The sequence below is a fragment of the Candidatus Pristimantibacillus lignocellulolyticus genome, assembly GCA_023639215.1.
Lineage (GTDB): Bacteria > Bacillota > Bacilli > Paenibacillales > Paenibacillaceae > Pristimantibacillus > Pristimantibacillus lignocellulolyticus.
Genome location: CP097899.1, coordinates 4,307,718 through 4,331,887, shown reverse-complemented (window position 1 = coordinate 4,331,887; position 24,170 = coordinate 4,307,718). Strand labels below are relative to the sequence as shown.

The following is a 24,170-nucleotide window of genomic DNA, read 5'->3' as shown; positions in this document are numbered from 1 at the left end:
GGGAAGAGATATGAAAGTTTTCGATTGTATCATTGTAGGAGCAGGACCAGCTGGATTAAGTGCAGGTCTTACATTAGGAAGAGCACGAAGAGAAATTGCAATATTTGATGATGGAACAAATAGAAATAGAGTGACACAGGAGTCTCATGGTTTTCTAACTCGTGATGGGATTAAACCACAAGAGTTTAAGGAGTTAGGTTTTACTGAACTGGAGAAATATCCATCGATAACAAAACTGAATGCAACAATTACAGAGATCATCAAAGATAATGAGCATGAGAGATATATTGTGAAAACAGCAGATGATAAGGAGTTCCATACCGAAAAGGTTATATTAGCGACTGGTATTCAAGAGGAATTTCCGGCTCCAAGTGTAAGAGATTTTTATGGGAAGAGTCTTTTTAGTTGCCCATACTGTGATGGCTGGGAACTACGGGATAAGCCTTTAATTGTGATAGCAGAGAAAGAAGAACATGTATTGCATATGGCTAAGTTAGTATATAACTGGTCAAAGGAACTCACTGTAATTACTAATGGAGTCTTACTTTCTGAAGAAGCAGTTCAACAGTTACATGCACGTAATATCAATATAAAATCGGATCAGATAAAATCATTAATAGGTAATGACGGTATTCTTGAAAAAATTGAATTTGCAACTGGTGAAACATTTGAATGTACAGCTGGGTTTGTTGTTCCAACTTTTTATCGACCAAATCAATTTGCTGAGAAACTTGGTTGTGAAATGCAAGAGAATGGGATGGTTGTAACAGATGGTGCAGGAAGAACTACAATCACAAATATTTATATTGCGGGGGAAACTGAAAAGTCTGGACCTTCATCATTACTAATTTCTGCTGCAGATGGTAGCAAAGCTGCGTTCTCCGTAAATGCTGATTTGACGTTGGAGCGATTTTAACCTTACTTCGTAACCCTGCAGAAAATAGAATCCAACAAGATTGGGGCAGGAATTCTTTTCTCAATGAAGAACTATAAATATTGATATTTGATTACAAAGGAGTGGTTATCATTAAGGTTCGTCTTACTCCCTTTAGCGATACATGGGTTCAACTGTTTCAAGATGAGGTTAATAATCTTAAAGTAATTTTTGGAAATAAAATTACTCAGTTTGAACATTTCGGCAGTACGTCTGTTCCTGGCATGTTAGCTAAACCTGTAATTGATATGATGTGTATGGTTAATGAAATTCAGGAAGTAGATACATGGAATGAGAAAATGAATGCGTTAGGGTACGATGTTGCTGGAGAATGGGGTATTCCAGGAAGAAGATTATTTCGTAAAGGCGGAGATAATCGAACCCATCATATTCACTTTTATCAATTCGATAATCCTCAAATCGAAAGACATTTAGTATTTCGAGACTATCTCCGTGTCCACCCAGAGGAAGTCGCCAGATACAGTCACTTTAAAGAAGAACTAGCTCGACAGTTTGAGAATACGAGTGGGTACAGTCCAGCGAAAAAAGCATTTGTGACAGAAATGGAGAAACTAGCATTTACTTGGTACTTCGAAAAACCAAAGAAATAATGTAAAGGTTTAAACAATTGAATTATAAAAGCGTTAAGCCAGATATACTCATGAATAATATGAGTATATCTGGCTTTTTCTCTAATCTAGCAAACTTAGAGTGACACACTCAATCTGGTAATGTTTGGATAGAGAAAGGCGTCATAATGTGCTACAATAAGTGCGCAAAACACATATTTTGCGCACTTTCGATTTAGAGCGACTTTAATAGCGATAGTCGAGTAAGTATGCGTCATTTTTGATGATTAAAACTTTCAAATATTGGTATAATCGACTACTAGATTACAACATGAGTGGAGACGATAAAATAATGGAACATGATGAATATATAATGGCATTCAAGTTGTGGATGAAGCAATCAGGATATACTCTTGCGACGAAGAGAGAATATGAGCGTGAAGCATCTTCATTTCTAGATTATATTGAACAGCTTCCTCTAGAGAAAATTAAAAAGCTGACGGTCGTAAGTTATCTCGTTCAACATAAGGAGCATGTGTCAGAAGCAACTCGAAATCGCACTCTTGCAGCATTAAGAAGTTTTTTCAAAGCAATGAATGATTTTGAGATGATGCAAGGAAATCCTGCGATAGATGTAAAAAAATCCAAGACAGAAAAAAATGTATTGCCTGTATACTTGGAACAAGATCAACTACAAAACACGATGAGTTATATTGATGGAAAATATAAAGAGCGGAATATCGCAATATTTTTATTAATGGCGTATTCTGGTTTGCGAGTAGGGGAGGTTCATCGTCTGAACCTCTCTCATTATCATGGTGAGAAAGGTTCGATTACTGTTCTTGGAAAAGGGCGGAAATGGAATGAGATCCCTCTATCAGCAGAAGTGAATACATATATGCAGCATATTATGGAACAAAGACTAACTCCGTATAAACAAAAAGAAGACGCCTTTTTCGTGTCACAGAAAGGGCGTCGATTATCGATTAGGCAAATTCAAAAAATAATGTCGATGATGTTTCAAGCAATGAAAGAAGATCATAATGAGTTACGACATTTAAAACTATCATGTCATAAACTTCGACATTCGTTTGCTACATTAATGTTACGAAACCAAGTTGATATTCGAATCGTAAAAGAGTTGATGGGGCATACATCGATCGAGACTACGATGATCTATACACATATTCAAGATGATGATAAGAAACAAGCGATTTCCTCTATACAAATTCCGAACATACCTAATCTAGAAATCGTCGACGTATCTCCGGTGTAGGAAGTAAGCAAGCTTGTTGTTTACCAAACCATCGATAGCGATTATTGGCGAACCAACGATATACAGGATTACGAATAAATGTTGGAATGATTGTTAGAAGATAAATTAGTTTCCATGCACCATCTAAATATTTCGTTATACGAATGGCGCCGGAAGAGTATAAGTATGCTTTATCCTTGTCAATACAGATAAGACTGTCGAGGCTAGAAGGTATGTTAAATTGTTGAATGAGGCGTTGTCCTAGTTCGCCTTCAATTGCAGCAAAGGACAATTTAGCTTTCCGATCACGAGTAATAATCCATTGCGTTGCACCATTACAGAATGAACATTGGCCATCATAAAGCACTATTAATGATGGGCTTGTAGAGCGACCGTTTGGATTAAACGTGTGGGGGATTTCTGTTGTCATCATAGCTGCACTCCTTTCACATTTAGTCTTATTACGAAGAATTACCTTACTATGTATTGTATGTGAAGTATATCACAATGTTGCTAGTTAGAAAAGGAGACAGACGAATTGATTATCGGATTAATTATTACACTTCTTTTATATGGTTTATTGGTGTTTTACGTTGGATGGAGTGGTTACCGAGGTTTTGGATTGAAAGGTAGCCGTTGGTTTGTAGCTTGCTACAGTATTGTACTTATCGTATTATCGACTTCATTTATTATTGTAAGATTAGGTAATGGCTCAACGTTCTTTAGTGTTATTGGCAATTATTGGTTAGCTATTTTCGGATTATTGTTACTTACATTGCCAGTTGTGCATATTGTTATGCTAATTTTGAAATTCACTAAGGTTGACCGTAATCGTACAAGAGTGGTTGCTACAACACTTGTACTTGTTATTGTATTAGGAACGTTAATGTATGGTAGTTATCTTGCCTATACACCAAAAGTAACCGAATATAATATAGCAATACAAAAATCTAGTAGTGAAAATTTGAAAATTGTTATGCTTTCTGATACTCACTTTGGATACTTATCTGGAATAAAGCATGCTAAGCGTTTAGTTGAAGAAGTTAATAAGCTTGATGCAGATCTTATTCTTTTTCCTGGAGATATCATTGATGATGATCTAGAGATTGTGGAGAAGAAAGGGATCTTTAATATATTGTCTGGTCTGGAAAGCAAATACGGGGTATTCGGTTCATTAGGAAATCATGATAAATATCGTGGTCAAATGGACAACCTTATTGAAGCGATTGAGACAGCTGATATTGAAATGTTATATGATGAAGTATTCCTATTAAATGATGAAATTTATATCGTGGGAAGAAAAGATAAGACAGAAAGTGATCGTTTGGCTACAAAGGAACTAGTAGCAGCATTGGATCAAAGTAAGCCTATTTTCATGTTGGATCACCAGCCGTACGAATTTGCTCAAGCTGAAGCTGCAGGAATTGATTTGTTAGTATCAGGTCATACACATAAAGGTCAAATTGCTCCAGGTAATCTAATTACGAATCGACTTTTCGAAAATGATTATGGATACTTGCAAAAAGGTCAACTTCATTCGATCGTTTCATCAGGATATGGATTTTGGGGTCCACCTATTAGACTAGGAAGCCAATCCGAAATTGTAGTTATCAATGTAGATTTTGAATAATTAAAAGCCGGTAGAGTAGGGGGCTCCTATTTTACCGGCTTATTTGTATTTATGCAGTTTTCTTATCTGTCTTATAAATGATGAATACTAGTGTAAAACCAATAAAGGAAAGTCCAGAAGCTAACCAAGGTAAACCGCCAAGACCATTGATAGTTATAACAACACCACCAAGATAAGCTCCAATTGCATTACCTAAATTCAAGAACGAATGATTCGAGGTAGCGACTAACATGGGTGCTTCACTCGCAAGTGTCATCGTTCGAAGTTGAATTCCGGGCATAATACTAAATGCAGCTGCACCCCATATAAACAATGTAATAATCGCTAATATAGGATTTTGTAATGTAACGGAAAGAGAGGCAAGTACGATACTAAGTATTGCATAATTAATAATAAGGTATGGGAGCATTTTCCAATCAGCAAGTTTGCCGCCAATTAAATTACCTATAGTTACCGATACACCGAATATTACTAAGATCCAAGTTACACTATTCTCTTGGAAACCACTAATCTGTTGCAAAATTGGAGAGATGTATGTGAACAATGCGAACAAACTAGCACATCCAAATAATCCTGCCATTAATGTTATTAATACCTGTGGTTTCATAACAGCATTAATTTCTTGCATAATACTTGCATGCTGATTTTCTTTAATCGTTGGGATAAACTTTGCTATTCCTAATAATGCAATAATTCCTAAAATGGTAATTACTCCGAAAGAAGCTCTCCAACCAAATTGTTGCCCGATAAATGTTCCGAAAGGAACACCTACAATATTTGCGATGGTGAGTCCGGCCAGAACTAAAGCTACAGCACTACCTTTTTTGTGAGGAGCAACAAGATGAGTCGCAATTAATGTACCGGCCCCTAAAAATGTACCATGTGCTAAAGCGGTCATTACCCGAGCCATAATTAGCAATGTATAGTTTGGTGAAATCATCGATAAACCATTCCCAAGAATGAAAATAAGCATAAGAAATACTAATAATTTTTTCTTAGCGATCGAATGGGTAAGGACAGTCAATAATGGTGCGCCGAAGGCAACGCCGAGTGCATAGCTTGTAATGATTTGACCAGCTTGCGGAATCGATACATTCAAATCATTAGCAACATTAGGTAGTAGACCCATAACTAGAAACTCTGTCATTCCAATGGCGAATGCTCCAATGGCTAACCACATTAATGAAATAGGCATTTTCTCTTTCTTTTTAATTCCAATTCCACTAGTAACCACCGCTGCAGTAGTGTTGCTCATAGTTGTAAAACTCCTATCCAATCTATTTTCTCTATATATAAAGCTAATTTATCATAAAATTTTCTATGATCTATTTCAATGCAACATCTTGGCTTCCTTTCAAATTAAATGATATATCTTGCTTTTTGAAGATGAAATTTACTATAACTTTATGTATACTAATAGTTGGGTTTATTTGTTGAAAATATGGTAAATAGAAAGAATGCGTATAATGACGAATGAAAAATTATTGTATATTGGTAGAATAATTGAAAGAACAAATTGGAGTTTTCCAAGTCATCATCACCCGAATTGGAGCGAAATTATTTTCGTAGTGAAAGGGGAAGGTGTAGTTACAATTAGTGGGGAACGATATGCTGTTCAAGAGGGAGATCTACTTGTATATAATCAAGGGATTATTCATGAGGAATATTCGTCAACAACGAAACCACTTGAAACTTACTACTGTGGAATTTCACATCCTGATCGCTCCTTGTTAATACCACTTGAGAACAGACCAATTATAAAAACAAAACAGAATAGAGATACGATCGAATCACTGTTTTCACTGATTTATGAGGAATCGCAACAGCAAAGAGAAGATTTTCAAGAAGCTTCAGAATATTTGTTAATGACGTTAATGATATGGGTGAGAAGATTGTCTGAGTTAGAGCTATCTACTAAGAGACTAGAGAGAGATTCTGAATCTTTGGCGATTAGAATTAAAGACTATTTGGACTTAAACTACTTACGTCACATTTCATTAAATGATATTGCCAATGCATTTCATATGAACGCCTATTATTTGTCGCATGTGTTTCGCAGTAAATACAACGACTCACCGATAAATTACATTTTGAATCGAAGAATGGGTGAGGCAAAGCAACTGCTAGTTCAGACTACCATGAAGGTGTCCGAAATTGCCCAACTACTTGGTTATGAGAATACTAATTACTTTACTATATTGTTTAAGCGTATTATGGGAGAATCACCTAGTCAATTTAGAAAACGAGAATGGAAAGAACGAATTAATCTGTAGAACTATGTATGTGATAATTTATGGATTTTAATATAATAGTGTAAGAGATAATAGATATGAAAATAAGGTGGGTATTTTATGAATGCAACAATGACTTGTAAATCATGTGGTTCGGTAATTTCTGAATCAATTGAAATATGTCCGACCTGTCATATTAAGTCGCCTAAGAAAATGAGCGAGAAGAAGAGGCTGACGTTTTTCCTTTCTATAGTTATTGGAATTATTATTATCGTTATTGTACCAATGGTTGCGTCACTACTATGGATGCAATCCAAATGATGCAAGGGTAGATCAGAGGATAATACTTCCGATCTACCCTTGTTTAGTTTAAGTGATTCGATGAATCGTAAATATTTGCCCTACTGGAGATCCTGCACCCAAATTAAGAGTAATAGTAATCCCTGAATTATCGTAGAACACTGCAATTTGATCTCCAGCGGATAGTATGACTTCTGTATAAATATTAACACTACCTGATGCAAGTAAAACTCGCAGCGTTAATAAAAGTAGAATGTTTACATCTAAAATAGGGAATGGACTTCGTGCAAGATCCGTTGTAGTTGGTGAAATTCTTCTTAATACAATTGCTGGAGTATTACCTGCACCTAATTGAACACCGATCGCGACCGTTGTTGCATATGGAATCGCGACACTAATCTGATATCGTCCAGAAACAGGAACAGTATAAACTCCGGTCGTTGTATTAAAATCAGCAGAAGTATAGTAAGGATTTGCTGATAACCAGTTTCCAATTTGTGCCCCAGCACTAATATTTGTAGCTGCACGGTTCACTGATATTCCAGTACTCATGATATTGGGTCCGGTCGCACCCGTTGCTCCTGTAGCTCCTTGATCTCCAGTAGCGCCAGTAGCGCCTGTAGGTCCAGTGATGCCTTGGATTCCTTGAGTTCCAGTAGCGCCTGTAGGTCCGGTGATGCCTTGAATCCCTTGTGTACCGGTTGCGCCTGTAGGTCCGGTGATGCCTTGGATTCCTTGAGTTCCGGTTGCACCTGTAGGTCCAGTGATGCCTTGGATCCCTTGAGTACCAGTAGCGCCAGTTGGTCCAGTGATGCCTTGGATCCCTTGAGTACCAGTTGCGCCGGTAGGCCCAGTGATACCTTGGATTCCTTGAGTACCCGTTGCGCCTGTAGGTCCGGTGATGCCTTGGATTCCTTGAGTTCCGGTTGCACCGGTGGGTCCGGTGATGCCTTGGATCCCTTGAGTTCCGGTTGCACCGGTGGGTCCGGTGATGCCTTGGATTCCTTGAGTTCCGGTTGCACCGGTGGGTCCGGTGATGCCTTGGATCCCTTGAGTTCCGGTTGCACCGGTGGGTCCGGTGATGCCTTGAATTCCTTGGGTTCCAGTAGCGCCTGTAGGTCCGGTCGCGCCAGTTGGCCCAGTTTCTCCTTGGATCCCAGTAGCCCCAGTAGGTCCAGTATTTCCTTGAATACCAGTGGCACCGGTAGCCCCAGTAGGTCCGGTTACTCCTTGAACGCCAGTAGCGCCAGTAGTACCAGTGATACCTTGAATTCCAGTAGCCCCAATTGGCCCAGTTGGACCTTGAACGCCAGTAGCACCAGTAGCGCCAGTCGAACCTGTTACTCCTTGGATTCCAGTAGATCCAGTTTCTCCTTGAATTCCAGTAGCGCCTGTATCTCCTGTAGGTCCTTGAACGCCAGTAGCGCCAGTCTGTCCGGTTGGTCCTTGAACACCAGTGGCCCCAGTCGGCCCAGTTTCTCCTTGGATCCCAGTGGCGCCGGTAGGTCCAGTTACTCCTTGAATACCAGTGGCACCGGTAGCCCCAGTTTGCCCAGTTGGACCTTGAACGCCAGTAGCACCAGTAGCGCCGGTATCTCCTGTAGGTCCTTGAACACCAGTGGCCCCAGTCGGCCCAGTTTCTCCTTGGATCCCAGTGGCCCCGGTAGGTCCAGTTACTCCTTGAGCACCAGTGGCCCCGGTAGGTCCAGTAGGTCCTTGAATACCAGTGGCCCCGGTAGCACCAGTTTCTCCTTGAACTCCGGTAGCCCCAGTAAGTCCAGTTGATCCTTCCCCAGTAGGTCCGGTTACTCCTTGAACGCCAGTAGCGCCAGTAGTACCAGTGATACCTTGAATTCCAGTAGCGCCGGTATCTCCTGTAGGTCCTTGAAAACCAGTGGCCCCAGTCGGCCCAGTTACTCCTTGAGCACCAGTGGCCCCAGTCGGCCCAGTTACTCCTTGAGCACCAGTGGCCCCAGTCGGCCCAGTTACTCCTTGAGCACCAGTGGCCCCGGTAGCTCCAGTAGGTCCTTGAATACCAGTGGCCCCGGTAGCACCAGTTTCTCCTTGAACTCCGGTAGCCCCAGTAAGTCCAGTTGATCCTTCCCCAGTAGGTCCGGTTACTCCTTGAACGCCAGTAGCGCCAGTAGTACCAGTGATACCTTGAATTCCAGTAGCCCCAGTCGGCCCAGTTGGACCTTGAACGCCAGTAGCACCAGTAGCACCAGTAGCGCCAGTCTGTCCGGTTGGTCCTTGAACACCAGTGGCCCCGGTAGCACCAGTTTCTCCTTGAACACCGGTAGCACCAGTAGCCCCAGTTGGACCTTGCTCGCCAGTGGCCCCAGTAGATCCAGTTACTCCTTGAATGCCAGTTGGTCCTTGGATCCCAGTAGGTCCAGTATTTCCTTGAACGCCAGTGGCGCCGGTAGGTCCAGTTGGTCCTTGAACACCAGTAGCCCCGGTAGCACCAGTTTCTCCTTGAACGCCAGTAGCACCGGTATCTCCTGTAGGTCCTTGAAAACCAGTGGCACCGGTAACACCAGTTTCCCCTTGGATCCCAGTCGCCCCAGTAAGTCCAGTTTCTCCTTGGATCCCAGTCGCCCCAGTAAGTCCAGTTGATCCTTGAGCTCCAGTATTTCCTTGAATGCCAGTGGCGCCGGTAGGTCCAGTTTCGCCTTGGATCCCAGTAGCGCCAGTGGGTCCAGTGATGCCTTGGATTCCTTGAGTACCAGTAGCGCCGGTAGGTCCAGTATTTCCTTGAATGCCAGTAGCACCAGTAGCACCAGTTTCGCCTTGGATCCCAGTAGCCCCCGTGGATCCAGTTGATCCTTGAGCTCCAGTAGCCCCAGTAGGCCCAGTTTCTCCTTGAATGCCAGTGGCGCCGGTAGGTCCAGTTGGTCCTTGAACGCCAGTAGCGCCAGTCTGTCCGGTTGGTCCTTGAACACCAGTGGCCCCAGTAGGCCCAGTTTCGCCTTGGATCCCAGTGGCGCCGGTAGGTCCAGTTACTCCTTGAATGCCAGTGGCGCCGGTAGGTCCAGTTGGTCCTTGGATCCCACTAGCGCCAGTTGCCCCAGTATTTCCTTGAATACCAGTAGCGCCGGTAGGTCCAGTAGGTCCTTGAAGTCCGGTAGCCCCCGTAGCACCAGTTTCTCCTTGGATACCAGTAGCGCCGGTAGCACCAGTTTCTCCTTGAATCCCAGTGGCGCCGGTAGCACCAGTAACACCTTGAACGCCAGTAATACCAGTCGGCCCAGTATTTCCTTGAATACCAGTAGCGCCGGTAGCTCCAGTAGGTCCTTGAAGTCCGGTAGCCCCGGTAGCACCAGTTTCTCCTTGAACACCAGTAGCGCCGGTAGTTCCAGTTGGTCCTTGCTCACCAGTAGCCCCGGTAGCTCCTGTTACTCCTTGAATGCCAGTTGCCCCAGTAGATCCAGTTACTCCTTGAATGCCAGTAGCGCCGGTAGTTCCAGTTGGTCCTTGGATCCCAGTAGCCCCGGTAGTTCCAGTTACTCCTTGAGCACCAGTGGCCCCGGTAGCACCAGTTTCTCCTTGAACTCCGGTAGCCCCAGTAGATCCAGTTGGTCCTTGCTCGCCAGTGGCTCCAGTTGGCCCAGTATTTCCTTGAATCCCAGTAGCCCCAGTTGAACCTTGCACGCCGGTATCGCCAGTCGGCCCAGTAGGTCCTTGAACACCAGTAGCCCCGGTAGGTCCAGTTTCTCCTTGAACTCCAGTAGCACCAGTAAGCCCAGTTTCTCCTTGAACGCCAGTAGCACCGGTAGCGCCAGTAGGTCCAGTATTTCCTTGAATACCGGTAGCGCCAGTAGGCCCAGTATCTCCTTGAACGCCAGTAGCGCCGGTTGCACCAGTTTCTCCTTGAACACCAGTAGCGCCGGTAGCTCCTGTTAGACCTTGAATCCCAGTATTGCCAGTCGGCCCAGTAGGTCCTTGAATACCAGTTGCACCGATAGATCCAGTAGGTCCTTGAAGTCCGGTAGCACCAGTAGCCCCGGTAGGTCCAGTAGGTCCTTGCTCACCAGTAGCGCCAGTCGAACCTGTTACTCCTTGAATGCCAGTGGCCCCAGTAGATCCAGTTACTCCTTGAATGCCAGTGGCGCCGGTAGCACCAGTATTTCCTTGAACGCCCGTAGTGCCAGTTGGACCTGTTTCTCCTTGAACTCCAGTCGCACCAGTTGGCCCAGTATTTCCTTGAATACCAGTAGCACCTATTGGACCTTGCTCACCAGTAGCGCCAGTAGATCCTGTTAGACCTTGGATCCCAGTATTGCCAGTCGGCCCAGTTTCTCCTTGGTTCCCGGTAGCACCAGTAAGCCCAGTTTCTCCTTGAACGCCAGTAGCACCAGTCTGTCCGGTTTCTCCTTGGATACCAGTAGCGCCAGTAGGTCCAGTTACTCCTTGAACACCAGTAGCACCAGTTGGACCTTGTTCACCGGTAGCTCCAGTCGCGCCAGTCGGCCCACCGCCGGGTGGACCTGTTGGTCCAGTAGGTCCCGTTGGGCCATAAGGTATCGGTTGACCAAGTACTGTAGCCAGTTTTATTTGATAAATTTTATTCGCTTCTGTGACAGTTCTTATTGTTTGTCTGACACTTTCATTTACTTCTAGAATTTCCTCAATCGTAGAATATATTGGAGTTTGACCAGGAATTGTTCCAAGTGCATACTGAATTTTTTCGCCTTCGGCATTTAATATATGACTTAATCCGACTTCTTCAAGCGCAATTGATGCAATTACCGCACTGATTGCATCTTCCCTTGAAATAGAAAACGGAGGGGTTATTGGGTAATCTCCATCTGCCACATCAATTCACCACCTGTCAAACAATATAATTATAGGTATCCTATGACTATATTGTTTGGGGTGTGATGAAAATGGCCCAAATTATCGTGACAGTAGTCTAGAACTTGGTATAGGTAAGTTACTTCTCATTCGTATTACCGATCGCTCCCCATACAATTAGAAATATTACTGCTACTACGACAACAACTAGAGGTAGAACGAAAATAATAAAATCGTGAATATCCATTACGCTCATTCTCCTTTAACATAAGAAGTATTAAATAGGAATAGTCTCATAACTAAGTACAGCGATGGAATAAGTAATATGAGCCCTAGAATAAATACTCCAACTAATGCCATAGCCATATTCTCATTAGTGAAGTTCTCATAGATTGAGACATAAGGGTATAACACATATGGTAAATGTGCTGCTCCATATCCATAAAACGCAAAGCCATACTGTAACATCACAAAGATAAACGACCATCCGAGGTGCTTGTTTCTCCAAACAAGAGTAACTGCAATGACAAAACAGATCAGTGAAAGTACAAACACCCAAGCGATATCTAACATTTTATCGAAATGCTCACGATTATGATTGTAAATAGCAAAGAAAACAAACAAGCTACTTAGTATGGTAGGAATACTCCAAACTAAACCATAATTCCGTACTACTCGATAAGCATCTATATCTTTCGCTTTGTCCGCATAATAGGTGAGAAACATTGCAGATATGTATAACACACTAACTAATGCCAATATGACTACACTCCACGAATAAGAGCTAGTGAAAAGCTTTTTTGTAAGTAAAATAACTTGTCCGCTCGTGTTAACCTCTATGTAGCCACCTTCTGAAATAGTCAGTACTGTTGATAGGGCAGCCGGAATAAATAGTCCGCTTGCACCATAAAGCAATGTGTACCATGATTTAGTTGTCGTACCATAATGATTAAATGCGTAGTATGCTCCGCGAATGGCTAGTAGCACAATTCCAATACTTCCTGGGATTAGTAGGGCAGTTCCTAGATAGAAGGCAGTATCTGGAAAAAATCCTACAATTCCAACAAAGAAAAAAACAAAGAAAACATTAGTTATTTCCCAGACGGGGGAGAGATAACGATCTATTATGTTATGGATCAAATGTCTTGTTCCAGAGATCGTACTGTAATAGATGAAGAATCCAGCTCCAAAATCGATGGACGCAATAATCAGATATCCAAAAAGAAATGTCCAAAGGACAGTGATACCAAGTACTTCATAGCTCATATTATCACCCTCTAATTTTCATATAAGGCGAGTTCATCTTCTGCCTTATTATTACGAAACATTTTGACAAGTACTCTAGTTGATGCAATACCAAGAACAAGATACAGCAGAAAGAACAATAGTAGCATAAGATCCACATGATCCGATTGTGTTGCTCCTGTTGCTGTTCTCATAATTCCACGTAGTATCCAAGGTTGACGACCAACTTCTGAAAAAATCCACCCATGTTCTATTGTAAGCATGGCTATGGGTGCAGAAATCACTACACACCACAACAACCATTTACTGTAGATATTTCCTTTTTTTCTTACTAACTGAACAATGAAGAAAGTTGTTATCAAAGTTAGAAGGGCAACATAACCCATTTTCATATCGAATAGATAATGAATCCATAAGGGAGCCCAATCTTCTTCAGGGAATTGATCTAATCCGATAACCTCGGCATTGGGGTTATTAAAGCCAAGAATACTTAATCCGTAAGGGATGACTAGAGCATTTTTAACATTATGATTTTCGTCTAATGTACCCCCGAATACAAGTGGAGCTTGTGTTGTCGTTTCGAAATGCCATTCGGTAGCAGCTAATTTTTCCGGCTGATAGACAGCAAGATATTTACCTGAAATATCTCCAATTAGAGCTGTAGACAGCATAAATACAAATGAACATATCATCGTTAACTTTAATGCTTTACGATGATATCTATGTTTTTGTCCTTTCAAATAGGAAAGTGCAGCAATAGCAGCTAGTATTAAAGCTGATGTCAAATATGCTGATGATATGACATGTGCAACCTTTGAGGGCATTGCTGGACTAAGCATTGCTTTATATGGATTAATACCGATAATTTGACCATCCAAATATGTAAAACCTACAGGATAATTCATAAATGAATTAACAATCGTAATAAACAAAGCAGAAGCCGATGAACCAAGAACTACTGGTATTAGAAGCCAGAGATGCGTAGTCTTATTCTTGAATCGATCCCATGTGTACAAGTAAATACCTAGAAAAATCGCTTCAAAGAAGAACGCGAACGTTTCCATGAACAGAGGAAGAGCGATCGATTGACCCGCTACTTGCATAAAACTTGGCCATAATAAGCTTAACTGTAAGCCGATAGCAGTTCCTGTCACGACACCTACAGCAACTGTAATGACATAACCTCTTGCCCAGCGCCGTGCCATAAGTATGTATTCAAAATCGTTTTTGCGTATACCAATCCATTCAGCTAGTCCAATAAATAATGGAACACCAACACCGATTGTTGCGAAGATAATATGAAACCCTAAAGTTAATGATGTTAACATTCTGCTAAGTACTACTGGATCATAGTTCATATTGTTTTTCTCCCCTAAAACTTTTTGTTAGCTTTCTTATACTGCTTTTTATAAACATATCGTCACTTCGAAAGCGATAGTTATAACCATTTGCGTAACAAGGCAAATGTCATAATGCCTGCAACGATGAAGCATACCATTATCAATTTTTTCTCTTGATTCCGAATATTCTTATTTCTGTTCTCTTGAGACCACATTGAGTTTTTCATTTTGACTCCTTAGCATGCTGAAATTAGTTACTTGTTGGTATATTGTTAATGTTCCAATTGTTAGAAATTTTATGTGTGTCATCGATAATTAAATGCACTTGTTCAAATAGCAGGCTTTCGCAAGTCGAACTTTCGCTTAATAGCAAAAGAAGAAGATAGGAGATAAGTTCTCCCATCTTCTTCTTTATGTTTAAACAACTGTTTAACTTATAGCAATACCTGCGCTAGCATATCCGCCCAATGTTTGAGCTAACGTAATACCACTTGGATTAGCGCTAAATACAAGTAATAGGCGTGTTCCTTTTACAACAGGAATGGACAGACCAGTTGCACTGCCTGTTGCAATATTACCAATTGAAATAATTGGACCTAATGATGGAGCTAATACTACTGTAGTTCCTACTAATGGGGTGAACGTATTATTCGGAGCAGTCGATTCATATAATTGGGCCTGAATAGCAATCGTTCCTACGCCTAGACTTACACCTGCCGTTACACTAAAGAAAGCATTAATATCAGTTATCGTACCATTTCTAGGGATAGACCAACCAAAATTAAGAAGCGTGCCGCCTGCTCCTGTTAAATCAATTGTTGCACCTAATGCCGTCGCAAGCTCAGCAGAACTACCAAATCCTATAACAGCTGGTAAACCAACCACGCCGCCCACTAACGTAGTTAATGTAACGGGTAATCCTGAAGAAAAAGGGATAATTGCACTAGATCCTGTAGCACCAATCGGCCCAGTGGCACCTGTAGCTCCCGTTACTCCAATCGCTCCTGTAGCACCAATATCACCTGTAATTCCAGTAGCTCCAGTAGCTCCAGTTGCTCCAGTTGGTCCAATAGCACCAGTGGCACCTGTGGCTCCTACAGCTCCAACAGCACCATCAGCTCCAGTAGCTCCGGTAGACCCAGTAGCTCCAGTTAATCCGAGAGGTCCTTGAACTCCAGTAGCACCTGTTGGTCCAGTTGGTCCAGCGACGCCAGTAGCCCCAGTTGGACCAACTGGTCCACCGGATGGTCCGGTAGGCCCTGCTGGACCAGTGGGTCCAATAGCAATAGGCGTACTTAATACCGTTTCTAGCTTGTTCTGTAACCCGAATTCTGTCTTTGTAATTTCTCTTAATGTACTCCGTACACTTTCGTTGACAGATAGTAAATCAGAAATCGTAGCTCCAGGTCCCGTGACACCTGGTAATGTACCTAACACATATTGAATCTTTTCACCCTCGGCATTAATAATGTGACTTAATCCGAGTTCTTCCATGGCAATAGAGGAGAGTAGTAAATTAACGGCTTGGTCGCGAGTAAGATCGATAGTAGGAGTTATATTAGGAATGTTAGCTTGAGACATTTGCATTCACATCCTTTAAATAATCTAATTATATTGTATTTAGCATTTTTTGGGTTATGTCATTAGACTAGCATATTAGTACAGGTCATTAATCATTTATGCAAATTAGACTCGTCATGTTTACTTTATGTTCTTCATATAATTAGTACGAGGAATGACTTTTGAATATCATTTTCCGCTTATATGAGCCTATACATATATAAGAGTGAGGGGGTGTATGTATTGCAATGGTATGAAAAAGTAAATAATGACGATTTGAAAAAGCAACTTGAGAGTATTGACCAACAAAATTTCACCCACGATGATGAGGTTATTATTGAACCATTAGGATTGGAACACCAGCCAATAATAGCAGACCATCAGGATCATATAAGAAACAGTACTGATCTTAACTATCAAATAGAGTATATGATTGATGATATGGATCAACAGCAAATTCAAAATATATGTAATGATCCTAACGTGGATAGGTATAGTGAAATGCAAATTCACGCTATAACCAATGATGAGTTCAATGTAGATAACATTATAGATGATAATATCTTCTATGCTGCTTTTGATGATACGACTAGCAGTGAAACGCAAAATAATAGCAGGCTACACTCAGAGGTTTCTGTTGAAGAGCAAGCTACTGAACTTAATTATGGTGAGCGAGTAAAAGCATTATATATACAATGGTTAGAGTTATTATTGCATGATCAAACAGCCCTTTCTCAATTACTACATGCGGAAGCCATTCATATACAAGCATTTCTCTCAGAAGAGAGTCGTTTCTCTACACACCCAACAAGACAAGATATCGTAGCATTTCAAGAAACGGTAGGAAAGGTTATTGATTCACTCAATGAGAAGCAACGGATTCAAATTAAGCTTCTTGACTCTTCAATAAAGTTGTTTCAACAAGGTGAGCGAGTTGAATAAAGAAGATATTGAATATATAGAACATGCTGAAGCGGTCGTCTGGAAACTCGCGACGATAGTGAAAGGTAATATTGAATTACTTGAGAAAATTGATAAACAAATTGAACATAAATTGCCTCATATGCGAGTGAAGATTGAAGATGCCATACTTATGCAAATGAGAACCTATCAAAAGGTTAATGAGCTATTTCCACGACTTGAAGAACTTGAAAATACATATGTTCGAAATCGTTCGAATGAATTGAGCTTATCCGGTAAATCTATCAAATTATATGCTCCTCGAATTTGGAACATCATAAACATAGTTAGTAAATTAAAACCATCAAGAATACAAAATAATTGGCGTCATATTCTTCAAACGAATCAAGGAATATCAATAAGTGCATCTTACATTCGAAAAACTAAGTTAAATGAACAAGGTACAAATACTGGAGCTAAAGAAACAAGTATTGATCTAATTTCTAAGGAATCATTGGTTTTCGATAACTTTCTTGTAGCGACATATGATGCTCCACAACAAGTCGATAAGAGCAAGTCAGTTGTACAAACTAGTAAACGGATTATTACAAAGTTAGAAAATCTAGATAATAAAATTGTTAAGGAATCTGCTTCACATAAAATAATACTAAATAAATCTAATCATTCTGAATCCATTGGCGAATTGCATATAAGAGGAAATAAGAAATATACCGACTATTTAAAATCAGTCGGTATATCCGGTAAGATTGGTAAACTAGCGATAATAGAACCGATTGTAACTTCATCAAACCTAGTCTTAATAAGAGACTAGGTTTTCTTGGGATTTTAATGTAATTAACAGCATGAATTAATACGTCTATGACGTCTGTTCTCATGACGTCTACGATGACAATTTCGGCGATTATTGTTGAATCCTAACAATCCTCCACAACAGCCAAATGACCTAATTCTATTTCTTCTACAGCCACAAGAAATAGTAACTTCTTTCTCTTTACTAGATTCATTAATCTCTCTGCTCATATTGATCCCTCACAATCCTCGGTAATGATATATAATATGCGAGATTCAGAGAGAAGGACACACTATGACGACATTGAACTAGTTATCTAACAAATTAGATCTGTCGTATGCTAGTTGCCACTACTAGAAACAATAACTAGAGTTAAAAATGAATTAAGAGTTTTCGATAAAAAAAGACTCTCTCACTTCAAAAGAAGTTAGAGTGTCTATATAATTTATTCTACACAATCATCTTCATTGTCATTTTCACATTCATTCGCATCAACAAAGCTTTCTAGAGTAGTTGATAATTGCATTAGCAATATTAACTCCGTTTGCATAACTCCTGTTAGTGTTTTTCGTACAGAATCGTTAATTTTTAGAATATCGTCTAAACAAGCAGGATCATGAGAAGCGTGCAACGTTCCTAAAGCAAATTGTACTTTTTCAGCCTCCGCATTAACAAGATGACTTAATCCAAGACCTTTCATTGCAATTGAAGCCATCAATAAATTGAAAACATCTTCATTACATAGGGTGATTCTGGGGTCAATGTTAGGTATATTAGGTAATGACATTTAATTCACTCCTTTACTTGCGGAATGTTACTTATTCCTCGCAATTTTCTTCAAAATGCTCTTCCGAGAGCAAAGCAATTGTACGATCTAGCTTTTTCAAGTTAAGCCATTGACTCAAAGTTAAATCTTCCATAAGCGTCGACACTGCTTTGTTCATTTGAATGAAATCTCGAGTTTCTAAGCAAGTTGCCTCATTAGTAAAAGCGACGAAGGCTTGTAATTTCTCAGCTTCAGCATTGATAAGATGTGAAAATGCAAGTTCGTTCAATGCTACAGAACTAAGTAGAAGATGAAGACTTTGCTGTTTGGTCACACTAATGTCGGGAGTTATGTTTGGTATATTGGCTTGGGACACTAAATATCACTCCTTATGTGTATTCACTTCACTTAATATATGGTAATATATGCATGTCTTATGTCTGCTTATATTTATTAAAATGAAAATTGTAGTTTGTTATACTACGTTCATTGTGAAAAATGCAAATTATGAAATTATACATAGTTATGGTTGAAGATTATAAAGTCATTAGAAGGAAGATGAACGTAATGAAAGCATACGGTTATATTGCACTAGGAGGAATTGTTGGTGCAATAATTAGATATGTAATTAGTGAACACTGGATAACAAGTCAGCCTATACCTACGCTATGGATTAATATTATAGGTAGTTTTTTATTGGCATTGTTGTATAGTGTAGTAACTGTTAATTTTCGGTGGAATCAAGAAATAAGATGGCTACTCGGAACTGGTTTGCTCGGAGCATTCACTACTTTTTCAACATTTTCTTTAGATTTGTTACGATATTTAGAGCAGAATCAATATTTAGCAGCTTTATTATATATGCTTGGAAGTATAGTAGGTGGTGGGGTTGCCGCGATTGTCGCCATAATGATTGTAGATAAGTTCAAGAGAAAGCAGGTAAACTTATGATTATTGCAATTGGAGCTATGGGGGCATTAGGGGCATGTGCTCGGTATTACATTAGTAACAATCATAGTATTAAGAACACTAATAAATTCCCTAGAGCTACTTTTCTTGTTAATGTAGTAGGATCTTTTATTCTCGGATGTCTATTTTCCTGTTATGAACAAGATATACTACCTAAGGGGTTGTGGTACCTTTTCGGGGTTGGATTTCTTGGAGCATTTACTACATTCTCCACGTTTAGTTATGAGTGGATCATGTTTGTGAAAGAAAAAAAGTATGGTAGTGCAATTCTTTATGTGACCGCATCTTTAATCGTAGGAATAGCTGCTGCATATGTGGGCTATTGGTTATTCAAGCTCTAGCCTTTTGATGTGAATTCATCAGAAGGCTTTATTTATTATTAATTTTAAATGAGCTCGAAAAATGTAAGCGATTAAAAAAACTATTGACAACGCTATCATATTAAGCAATAATGAACGCGTGTACATTTTTCTTAAATGATAAACTAATATATAAAGGAGAGAGCTCAATGACAAAACCAGCTAAGCAAAATGAACCTCTTGTAACACATATTTACACAGCAGATCCTTCTGCACATGTATTTAATGATAAAATTTATATTTATCCTTCTCATGACCTAGATCATGATGGTCCAGATAACGATAATGGGGATCAGTACAAAATGGAGGATTATCATGTTCTTTCCATGGACGATGTAGATGCTCCAGTTATTGATCATGGTGAAGCACTTCATGTTCGTGATGTTGCATGGGCTAGCGCTCAAATGTGGGCACCAGATGCGGCTTTCAAAAATGATACTTATTATTTATATTATCCAGCACGTGACCATGATGGAATTTTCCGTATTGGTGTAGCAACAAGTGATAAACCAGAAGGACCGTTCAAACCCGAAGAAAACTACATTCCAGGAAGCTATTCTATCGATCCAGCTGTATATGTAGATGAAGATAATCGTGCTTATATGTATTATGGTGGGCTATGGGGTGGACAACTTGAAAAATGGCAGTCTGGGGAATTTGTTGCTAATGAAGCAGATCCAGATGTAAATGGCCCAGCACTTGGACCGTTAGTAGCTGAAATGTCTGACGACATGCTTACTTTCAAAACGGATCCACAAGAAATTAGCATTGTTGACGAGAATGGTAATGCTATTCTTGCAAGTGATGAGGATCGTAGATATTTCGAGGGTCCGTGGATGCATAAATATAACGATACTTATTACTTAAGCTATTCCACAGGTTCAACACATTACCTTGTGTATGCAACTAGTAAATCGCCTACTGGACCTTTCGAATACAAAGGAAGAATTCTTGAGCCAGTACTTGGTTGGACGACACATCATTCGATTATAGAGTTTAAAGGTAAATGGTATCTGTTCTATCACGATTGCTCCTTATCTGGAGGAGTTAACCATAAACGTAGCGTTAAATTCACTGAGCTGAAGTATAACGAGGACGGTACAATTGTAACGATCTTCCCTTATGGAGAACAATCATAATCATAATAAAAGGAATTAACTTTACTGATTTAATATCAATAAACTTATATCAATAATCTCATTACAATGAACTCATTACAATGAACTCATTACAATGAACTAAAGTCTATCAATTCTTGTAGGTAAACTCGTAACATTGATCCATTAAAATTAATAAAGTAAAATAATAACCGCATATTAAATTTAATAAACCTACCTTATATGTCATTGTGATTTACTCTTGAGTTTGGAAATAACTCACTGAGTAATCATAGGCTGACAAAGGGTAGGTTTTTCATTTATTCAAAATATTGATTGCGAAATTGAGAAGGGGATAATCCGACATGTCTAGAGAAACAGTTGGAGAAATAGGGTATGTTTTCAAATCCCACATGCTCTGCAATTGCTGAAACTGTCAAATGAGTATTTAGTAACAAACTCTTCGCTTGATCAATACGGACTTTCGTCACATATTCATTAGGGGTCATACCATACATTTGCTTCATTGCTCGTGTTATATAGTTGTAATGATAATTGAAAGTGAAAGCGAGCCTTTCGTTCGTAATTGACTCCTGATAGTGATTTCTAATAAAATTCTCAACTTGTTCAGCTAATTTTACTATTGGTGTTGCATCATCATTATTCTGTCTCACATCCATCATTTTTAACAATTGTTCAAAGGCATATTGCTTTTTCCAATAAGCACTAGACTCTCTTTCTGTAATCGCCTCGTTCATTTGTTCTAATAATTGATACGCCTGTTGAGGAAAGGGGAACGTTGTATGTTTTGGTAATTGGATCGTGTATGGTGTTGGGTAAAAACATTGTTGATGTTCCTCAATATTAAGTTTCACATGTTGCTGATCACTTTGTGTCCAGGCGCCTATCGTCTGAAAATGAATCCAGTAAAATAATGTATGGTCTTCAGCAGGTTTCACAGAGTAGTGTGATTGATTTGGTAATAGAATAAGCGATTGACCCGCTGTTAATGTCCATGGTTCGTTATCTTCCCCAATAAACAAAGTACCTTCCCTAACAAGTATAAAATCAAAAAATCCTAAATTCGTTCGGTTTGGATGAGTATCGTCTTTCTCGTGGATTTGAAATCCGCTTTCTAAATAATAAGGTTGAGGCGGTGCGTTGAAATATAGATAGTTCATTGGCTTCATAAAGCACACTCCGTAGTGTGAGATTTTATAATAAATTGGTTTGAATACTGTATCGTATATATTCATATTAGCACATAAAATAGATTTGTAGAGTGTGAGAATCTAATATTATAGGAGAGTGCGATTATGTCGATACCCGTTCCATTGTCAAAGCCAAATCAATTTATTCCAATGAAACAAGTTAATATTGCGGACCCATTCTGGAGTCCCTATATAAAATTAGTCAGAGATGTTGTTGTGCCTTACCAATGGGAAGCGATAAATGATCGCGTAGAAGGTGCGGAACCAAGTCACGCAGTTCAGAACTTTAAAATTGCAGCTGGATTAGCTGAAGGTGATTTTTACGGATTCGTATTTCAAGATACTGATGTAGCAAAATGGATTGAGGCAGTCGCATATTTACTAACTAAAGAATCTAATAGCGAGCTTGAAGCAATCGCAGATGAAATGATTACGATTATTGAGAGAGCACAACAATCTAGCGGGTATCTTAATACTTACTTCATTATTAAGGAACCGCAACTTAAATGGAAGAATCTAACGGAAGCTCATGAATTATATACTGCTGGGCATATGATTGAAGCAGGTGTTGCTTATTATCAAGCTACTGGCAAACGTCGATTACTAGATATTGTGTGTAAAATGGCTGACGATATTGCTAATGTGTTCGGTGACGGACAAGGACAGATTCAAGGTTATGATGGACATCAAGAGATTGAGCTTGCTTTAGTGAAGTTATATCGTATTACGGGTGAAAACAAATATCTTCAGTTGAGTAAATACTTTATCGACAAACGTGGAACTAATAATTTTTTCATAGAAGAAGCTGAAAAACGTGGTTGGAGTAGTATTTGGCATAAAGGCCGCATTCAAATTGATTCACAATATTTCCAATCACACAAACCGGTGCGGGAACAAGATGTAGCTATCGGACACGCCGTTCGAGTAGTATATATGCTTGCAGGGATGATTGATATTGCGAAAGAAACAAAGGATGTTAGTTTAATAGAAGCAAGTCGTACATTATGGAACAACATTGTTCATAAGCAAATGTATATTACAGGTGGAATTGGTTCTATGGCTTCAGGAGAGGCTTTCTCCGTAGATTATGATATACCTAATGATACTGCTTATTCTGAAACATGTGCCTCGATCGGTTTAATCTTTGCTGCTCAACGTATGCTTCAATTGGAAGCAAAGAGTGAATACGCGGATGTGATGGAACGTGCACTATATAATACAGTGATATCTGGTATGTCATTAGATGGTAAACATTTCTTCTATGTTAACCCACTTGAAGTTTTACCTGACCAATGTAACGGTCATAATAAGAACTACAATCATGTGAAACCAGTACGTCAAGAATGGTTTGGTTGTGCATGTTGCCCTCCTAACCTTGCTCGTTTATTAGCATCACTAGGTGATTATATGTATTCTGTAACTGGTAACACCGTGTTTTCTCACTTATTTATCGGTGGCACTACAGAACTGGATATCGAGGGTTCAACTGTAATTGTGAAGCAGGTTTCTGATTTGCCTTGGAGTGGAGTAGTGAAATATGAACTTTCTACTACCGAGCTAGTTAATATGACATTGGCCATTCGTCTTCCTAATTGGTCCAACAAAACTTTGATAAAAGTAAATGGATTGGTTGTGCAAGTTACTGATATTACGGAAGATGGTTACGCGAAGATCACCCGGGAGTGGGCAACAGGAGATATTGTAGAAGTAGATTTCGATATGAGTATTAAACGAATGAAGAGTCATCCAAAAGTAAAAGCAAATGCAGGTAAAGTTGCTCTACAACGTGGCCCGATCGTCTATTGTATTGAAGAGGCTGATAATGGAAAACTATTACAACAAGTAAAATTACCTAACGATGCTGAACTTACTTTGAAATATAACGATGCACTAGCTGATGGTGTATATACGATACAAGCAAATGCAGTAACTATTGATGCTAACTCTTGGTCTGATCAGCTATATGCTGCTGATACAACAATTTCAGAAACACCAATTGCACTAACATTTATTCCTTACTATACATGGGCTAATCGTGGTGAGGGCGAGATGATGGTATGGGTGAATGAGTTAGCAAAGTAATATACCACGAAGAATACACATTCAATATTAGAAGATCCTTCTATATTGTTGAATGTGTATTTTTATTTCTGTAACTTCCCTACCAAAATTGTATTAAAAATGTATAATAGTACTAGG

General features: G+C 39.6%; 21 protein-coding genes. 12 read left to right on the top strand and 9 right to left on the bottom strand.

Annotated elements, in window-relative coordinates; genetic code table 11:
* Positions 1–10: 10 nt before the first annotated feature.
* The 3 genes from NAG76_18785 (at position 11) to NAG76_18775 (ending at position 2,779) form a co-directional block, all read left to right on the top strand.
* Positions 11–916, top strand: coding sequence for an NAD(P)/FAD-dependent oxidoreductase (locus NAG76_18785; GenBank protein ID URN93851.1), 906 nt, complete (start codon positions 11–13; stop codon positions 914–916).
* A 110-nt stretch (positions 917–1,026) separates the two neighbouring features.
* A complete protein-coding gene (locus NAG76_18780; GenBank protein ID URN96881.1) occupies positions 1,027–1,545 on the top strand; it encodes a GrpB family protein in 519 nt (172 codons plus the stop codon).
* A 310-nt stretch (positions 1,546–1,855) separates the two neighbouring features.
* Positions 1,856–2,779 (top strand): tyrosine-type recombinase/integrase, encoded by a 924-nt coding sequence (locus tag NAG76_18775; protein URN93850.1) that lies wholly within the window; start codon positions 1,856–1,858, stop codon positions 2,777–2,779.
* Here NAG76_18775 and NAG76_18770 read toward each other — a convergent pair.
* Positions 2,745–3,188 carry a DCC1-like thiol-disulfide oxidoreductase family protein gene (locus tag NAG76_18770; protein ID URN93849.1) on the bottom strand — a complete coding sequence of 148 codons (444 nt, stop codon included), beginning with the start codon at positions 3,186–3,188 and terminating at the stop codon, positions 2,745–2,747. The two genes, NAG76_18775 and NAG76_18770, sit on opposite strands and share 35 nt — an antisense overlap.
* A 108-nt stretch (positions 3,189–3,296) precedes the next feature.
* On the opposite strand from NAG76_18770, the gene NAG76_18765 reads away from it, so the two are divergent.
* Complete coding sequence (locus tag NAG76_18765) at positions 3,297–4,388, top strand: metallophosphoesterase (protein ID URN93848.1); 1,092 nt, start codon at positions 3,297–3,299, stop codon at positions 4,386–4,388.
* A 49-nt stretch (positions 4,389–4,437) separates the two neighbouring features.
* Here NAG76_18765 and NAG76_18760 read toward each other — a convergent pair whose 3' ends face one another.
* Positions 4,438–5,583, bottom strand: coding sequence for an MFS transporter (locus tag NAG76_18760; GenBank protein URN96880.1), 1,146 nt, complete (start codon positions 5,581–5,583; stop codon positions 4,438–4,440).
* Positions 5,584–5,854: 271 nt separating this feature from the next.
* Between NAG76_18760 and NAG76_18755 the strand changes: the two genes are divergently transcribed.
* Both NAG76_18755 and NAG76_18750 read left to right on the top strand, forming a co-directional pair.
* Positions 5,855–6,661 (top strand): AraC family transcriptional regulator, encoded by an 807-nt coding sequence (locus NAG76_18755; GenBank protein ID URN93847.1) that lies wholly within the window; start codon positions 5,855–5,857, stop codon positions 6,659–6,661.
* Between the two features lie 78 nt (positions 6,662–6,739).
* A complete protein-coding gene (locus NAG76_18750; protein URN93846.1) occupies positions 6,740–6,940 on the top strand; it encodes a hypothetical protein in 201 nt (66 codons plus the stop codon).
* A gap of 48 nt (positions 6,941–6,988) precedes the next feature.
* On the opposite strand, the gene NAG76_18745 is transcribed toward NAG76_18750, so the two are convergent.
* The 4 genes from NAG76_18745 to NAG76_18730 form a co-directional block, all read right to left on the bottom strand.
* On the bottom strand, positions 6,989–10,984 hold the full coding sequence (locus NAG76_18745; GenBank protein URN96879.1) for a collagen-like protein: 3,996 nt from the start codon (positions 10,982–10,984) through the stop codon (positions 6,989–6,991).
* A gap of 981 nt (positions 10,985–11,965) precedes the next feature.
* Positions 11,966–12,979, bottom strand: coding sequence for a cytochrome d ubiquinol oxidase subunit II (locus tag NAG76_18740; GenBank protein ID URN93845.1), 1,014 nt, complete (start codon positions 12,977–12,979; stop codon positions 11,966–11,968).
* A gap of 11 nt (positions 12,980–12,990) precedes the next feature.
* Entirely contained in the window at positions 12,991–14,316 is a 1,326-nt protein-coding gene (locus NAG76_18735; GenBank protein ID URN93844.1) for a cytochrome ubiquinol oxidase subunit I, read from the bottom strand.
* A gap of 411 nt (positions 14,317–14,727) precedes the next feature.
* The gene (locus NAG76_18730) at positions 14,728–15,879 is read right to left on the bottom strand and encodes a hypothetical protein (GenBank protein ID URN93843.1); all 1,152 of its coding nucleotides are present in this window, start codon (positions 15,877–15,879) and stop codon (positions 14,728–14,730) included.
* 222 nt (positions 15,880–16,101) lie between these two features.
* On the opposite strand from NAG76_18730, the gene NAG76_18725 reads away from it, so the two are divergent.
* Positions 16,102–16,800, top strand: coding sequence for a hypothetical protein (locus NAG76_18725; protein ID URN93842.1), 699 nt, complete (start codon positions 16,102–16,104; stop codon positions 16,798–16,800).
* Positions 16,793–17,590: a hypothetical protein gene (locus NAG76_18720; protein ID URN93841.1), complete on the top strand. Its 798-nt coding sequence runs from the start codon at positions 16,793–16,795 to the stop codon at positions 17,588–17,590. Before NAG76_18725 ends, NAG76_18720 begins: the two co-directional genes overlap by 8 nt.
* Positions 17,591–18,014: 424 nt before the next feature.
* Here the strand turns inward: NAG76_18720 and NAG76_18715 are convergent, their stop codons facing one another.
* Entirely contained in the window at positions 18,015–18,356 is a 342-nt protein-coding gene (locus tag NAG76_18715) for a hypothetical protein (GenBank protein ID URN93840.1), read from the bottom strand.
* A 31-nt stretch (positions 18,357–18,387) separates the two neighbouring features.
* Entirely contained in the window at positions 18,388–18,711 is a 324-nt protein-coding gene (locus NAG76_18710) for a hypothetical protein (protein URN93839.1), read from the bottom strand.
* A 191-nt stretch (positions 18,712–18,902) separates the two neighbouring features.
* Between NAG76_18710 and crcB (NAG76_18705) the strand changes: the two genes are divergently transcribed.
* The 3 genes from crcB (NAG76_18705) to NAG76_18695 all read left to right on the top strand — a co-directional run bounded on the left by crcB (NAG76_18705) (position 18,903) and on the right by NAG76_18695 (position 20,802).
* Positions 18,903–19,286: a fluoride efflux transporter CrcB gene (gene crcB / locus NAG76_18705; GenBank protein URN93838.1), complete on the top strand. Its 384-nt coding sequence runs from the start codon at positions 18,903–18,905 to the stop codon at positions 19,284–19,286.
* Positions 19,283–19,645: a fluoride efflux transporter CrcB gene (gene crcB / locus NAG76_18700; GenBank protein URN93837.1), complete on the top strand. Its 363-nt coding sequence runs from the start codon at positions 19,283–19,285 to the stop codon at positions 19,643–19,645. Before crcB (NAG76_18705) ends, crcB (NAG76_18700) begins: the two co-directional genes overlap by 4 nt.
* A 167-nt stretch (positions 19,646–19,812) precedes the next feature.
* Positions 19,813–20,802: a glycoside hydrolase family 43 protein gene (locus NAG76_18695; GenBank protein URN93836.1), complete on the top strand. Its 990-nt coding sequence runs from the start codon at positions 19,813–19,815 to the stop codon at positions 20,800–20,802.
* A gap of 278 nt (positions 20,803–21,080) precedes the next feature.
* On the opposite strand, the gene NAG76_18690 is transcribed toward NAG76_18695, so the two are convergent.
* Positions 21,081–21,950 (bottom strand): AraC family transcriptional regulator, encoded by an 870-nt coding sequence (locus tag NAG76_18690; GenBank protein URN93835.1) that lies wholly within the window; start codon positions 21,948–21,950, stop codon positions 21,081–21,083.
* A gap of 126 nt (positions 21,951–22,076) precedes the next feature.
* On the opposite strand from NAG76_18690, the gene NAG76_18685 reads away from it, so the two are divergent.
* Positions 22,077–24,053, top strand: coding sequence for a glycoside hydrolase family 127 protein (locus NAG76_18685; GenBank protein ID URN93834.1), 1,977 nt, complete (start codon positions 22,077–22,079; stop codon positions 24,051–24,053).
* Positions 24,054–24,170: the final 117 nt, after the last annotated feature.